Consider the following 4105-nt stretch of genomic DNA (forward strand, 5'->3'; position numbering starts at 1 on the left):
TCTCCGGGGCGGGGGAGGACGGCACGGACTGGGGGTTCTCGGACTCGCTCATGATCGAGCTCCTTCGACGGGATCCGCTGCAGGGCGGGACACTGCCACCGGGTAGGCGGCTGACGGGCACATCGATCCACCGGCCTTCGCTCGTGGACCACGTCACGGAACTCTACCGTGACCGGCCCGGGCACGATGCGCCGTCCGCTGTGGCCGCGCCGACGGGCGATAATGGGACGCGCAGACCCCGACTCGAAGGAAGTGCCCTCCATGGCGAAGCCCGCCAAGAACACCGGCCTCTCGGGATTCCCCGAGCACCTCCCCGCCGAGCGCGCCGTCGAACAGCACGTCATCGACGTGTTCCGTGAGGTGGCCGAGCTGCATGGCTTCGCCGGTATCGAGACTCGCGCCGTCGAGCCGCTCTCGCAGCTGCTGCGCAAGGGCGAGATCGACAAGGAGGTCTACCTCCTGCGGCGCCTGCACGCCGAGGACGACGGCGCCGACGATGACGGTGCCGACCCGGACCGCACCCTCGGGCTGCACTTCGACCTCACCGTGCCGCTGGCCCGCTACGTCCTGGAGCACCAGAACGACCTCGCCTTCCCCTTCCGGCGCTACCAGATCCAGAAGGTCTGGCGCGGCGAGCGGCCCCAGGAAGGCCGGTACCGCGAGTTCTACCAGGCCGATCTCGACGTCATCGGCCAGGACACCCTGCCCGGGCATGTGGAGGCCGAGGTCGCCGTCGTGATGGGGGAGATCCTCGCGCGCCTCCCGCTGGGCTCCTTCACCATCCACGCCAACACCCGTCGCCTGTCCGAGGGTTTCTTCCGCTCCCTGGGCCTGGGTGACCACGCCGCGGTGCTGCGCAGCCTCGACAAACTGCCGAAGATCGGCGCTGACGCGGTGACCGAGCTGCTGCTGCGCGATGCCGGAGCGAGCCGTGAGCAGGCCCAGGCCTGCCTGGCCTTTGCGAGCATCCGCACCCGCGATGCTTCCTTCGCCCAGCAGGTGCGGGACCTCGGCGGCAGTGGCGAGATGGTCGAGCAGGGCATCGCCGAGCTCACCGCCGTGCTCGAGCGCGTCGAGGCCGCCGTGCCCGGTGTGATCATGGCGGACCTCTCCATCGCCCGGGGCCTGGACTACTACACCGGCACCGTGTTCGAGACCTTCATCGCCGGGCACGAGTCGCTGGGCTCGATCTGCTCCGGCGGCCGGTACGACCAGCTCGCCGCGGATAACCGTCACACCTATCCCGGGGTGGGCCTGTCCATCGGCCTGTCCCGACTGGTCTCCCGGATGCTCTCCGCGGACCTCGCGCGGGCCTCCCGCCCCGTGCCCACCTGTGTGCTGGTCTCCGTGAGCGATGAGGAGCACCGCGCCTCCAGCGATGCTGTCGCCACACAGCTGCGCCGCCGCGGCATCCCCTGCGAGGTGGCCCCGAGCGCAGCGAAGTTCGGCAAGCAGATCCGCTACGCCGACCGCCGCGGTATCCCTTTCATCTGGTTCCCCGGCACCGAGGGTCGGGCCGATGAGGTCAAGGACATCCGCAGCGGCGAGCAGGCTCCGGCCGATGCCGGGACCTGGGAGCCGTCGGCCGCAGACCGCACCGTGCAGATCCTGGCCGGATCCACGACCGCGGACGAGGACACCTCTCTCGGGGGTCGGTGAGCCACATCACAGCGGCGGCGGGGGAGGAATGCTCCCGCGCCGCCACGCGTTCCTCTCGTCATGGCCACCATCACCATGACCTCCGAGAACCACGACAAGACCATCGAGGACGGCATCGTCCTGATCGACTTCTGGGCGGGCTGGTGCGTGCCCTGCCAGCGTTTCGCCCCCGTCTTCGAGGAGTCCTCCGAGAAGAACCCCGATGTCACCTACGCGAAGGTGGACACCGAGGACCAGCAGGAGCTGGCGATGCGCTACGGCGTGACCTCCATCCCCACCCTCGTCGCCTACCGCGACGGGATCCCGGTGTTCTCCCAGCCCGGCGCGCTGCCGCAGGCCGCGCTCGAGGACCTGGTCAGCCAGGTCAAGCAGCTCGACATGGATGAGGTCCGCAAGGCCTACGCCGAAGCCCAGGCCCAGCAGAGCGAGCAGCAGAAGTGATCGACGTCCGCCGGGTCTGTCCCTGACCCCGGCCCGTCCCTGAACCGCACAGGACCCCGCCCGATCCGGCGGGGTCCTGTCCTGTCTGGGGCCCTGTTCTGGCGTCAGTCGCGGCGGCGGCGCGCCGCGTGCTTCTTCGCGGCAAGCCGATCCCGGTCACGCCCACCGCGCTCTGTGCGCTTCCACGGCGGGATGCCATCCCCGCGCCGGGGACGCTCCGCCCCATCGCGCCGCCCGCGTCCGCCGCGGGGACCCTGATCCGGGGCGATCCGCAGCTCGCGCCCAGCCACCGTAACCTTGCCGATGCGCTGCATCTGCTCGCCGTTCAGGCCCCCGCGGATCTGCACCAGGGAGAAGGTCGGGAAGATCTGAATCTTGCCCACGTCCTTGCCGCGCAGCCCGCCTTCCCCGGTGAGCGCACCGACCAGGCTCTGCGGCCGCGCCCCATGCGTATGCCCGACCCCCACCTTGTACGCGGTGAAGCCGTGCTCAGCCCTGCCCGGCTCTGCGCGCCGCGGCCGGTCGGGGCGGTCCGAGCCGGCCAGCGTCGCGGAGGTGAACTCCTCGTCCTCACTCGCGGTGCCGGGACCGTCATCGCCGACGGTGGTCGCGGCGAGCACGGCGGCGAGCTCGAGCGGATCCATCTCATGTTCGGCCAGGAACTCGCCGATCAGCTCGCGGTACAGCTCGAGGCGTCCGCGGTCAGCGCGCGCCGGGACCTCGGCCAGCACGGCCGCGGCCCGGTGCTTGGAGACATCGCGCGGGGAGGGGACGATCGCCTCGGCGAGCTTCTGCTTGGTGGCCCGCTCGATGTTCTTCAGCGCCCGTCGCTCATGCGGGCCGATGAAGGTCAGCGCCTTCCCGGAGCGGCCCGCCCGGCCGGTGCGGCCGATGCGGTGCACATACGCCTCCGGCTCGCGCGGCACATCGAAGTTCACCACCAGCCCGATGCGCTCCACGTCCAGGCCGCGCGCGGCGACATCGGTCGCGACGAGCACGTGCAGGGATCCGTCGCGCAGCCGCTCGACGATCTTTTCGCGCTCCTTCTGCGGCACATCCCCGCTGATCGACGCCGCGATCACGCCGCGGGCGACGAGGGCGGTGCCGACCTCTTCGGCGGCGGCGCGAGTGCGGACGAACACGATCGCGGCATCGGCGCTCGAGGTGGCGAGCACACGGGCGAGCGCTCCGGTGCGGTGCCGGAAGGGCACCACCGCATAGGACTGCTCGACGGAGTCGACGGTCGAGGACTGCGGGGTGACGCTCACGCGCACCGGGTCCTTCATGTGCTCGGCGGCCACACGCTCGATCGCCGGGGGCATCGTCGCGGAGAACAGCGCCACCTGCCGGGTGGCGGGGGAGTGGGAGAGGATCTCCTCGACATCCTCCGCGAAGCCCATGCGCAGCATCTCATCGGCCTCATCGAGGACCGCGAAGCGCACCTGATCCAGCCGCAGCGTGGTGCGGCGCATGTGGTCCATGATGCGGCCCGGCGTGCCGACGACCACCTGTGCGCCGCGGGTGAGAGCGCGCTCCTGCGGGCCGTAGGGGGAGCCGCCGTAGACGGCAACGACATCGAGCCCGCCGATCGCGGTGGCGAAGGAGGAGATCGCCTCGGCGACCTGCATGGCCAGCTCGCGGGTGGGGGCGAGGACCAGGCCCTGCACCTCCCGGCGCGAGGGGTCGATCGCCGCGAGCAGCGGCAGGCCGAAGGCGGCGGTCTTCCCGGTGCCGGTCTGCGCCACCCCGATCACATCGCGGCCCTCCAGCAGCGGCGGGATGGCCTGCGCTTGGATCGCCGACGGGGCGGTGAACCCCAGCTCATCGACCGCCTCGCGCAGCGCGGACGGCAGCTCCAGGGCGTCGAAGCCGTTCAGGGCCTCCGCGGCGGGCGTCTTACCGGGCGTCGGCTCGACGGCGGGAGCCTCACCGCCGGCCGTCTCGGCCGGGGCGGGAGTCTCGTCGGCGGGGGTCTCGGTGCGGTTGATCTCGCTGAAGCGCCCCA

At 71.4% G+C, this 4105-nt stretch carries 3 protein-coding genes; 2 read left to right on the forward strand and 1 reads right to left on the reverse strand.

Features of this window, described 5'->3' with window-relative positions; all coding sequences use genetic code 11:
• Positions 1 to 261 precede the first annotated feature (261 nt).
• Together hisS and trxA are read left to right on the forward strand one after the other, a co-directional pair.
• On the forward strand, positions 262 to 1659 hold the full coding sequence (gene hisS, locus MU407_RS13635) for a histidine--tRNA ligase (RefSeq protein WP_246958294.1): 1398 nt from the start codon (positions 262 to 264) through the stop codon (positions 1657 to 1659).
• 60 nt (positions 1660 to 1719) lie between these two features.
• Entirely contained in the window at positions 1720 to 2100 is a 381-nt protein-coding gene (gene trxA / locus MU407_RS13640; RefSeq protein WP_246958296.1) for a thioredoxin, read from the forward strand.
• Positions 2101 to 2204: 104 nt separating this feature from the next.
• Here trxA and MU407_RS13645 read toward each other — a convergent pair whose 3' ends face one another.
• The gene (locus MU407_RS13645; RefSeq protein WP_246958298.1) at positions 2205 to 3977 is read right to left on the reverse strand and encodes a DEAD/DEAH box helicase; all 1773 of its coding nucleotides are present in this window, start codon (positions 3975 to 3977) and stop codon (positions 2205 to 2207) included.
• Between the last annotated feature and the right edge of the window lie 128 nt (positions 3978 to 4105).

Origin of the sequence: Brachybacterium sp. Marseille-Q7125 (assembly GCF_023062615.1) — a bacterium.
GTDB lineage: Bacteria > Actinomycetota > Actinomycetes > Actinomycetales > Dermabacteraceae > Brachybacterium.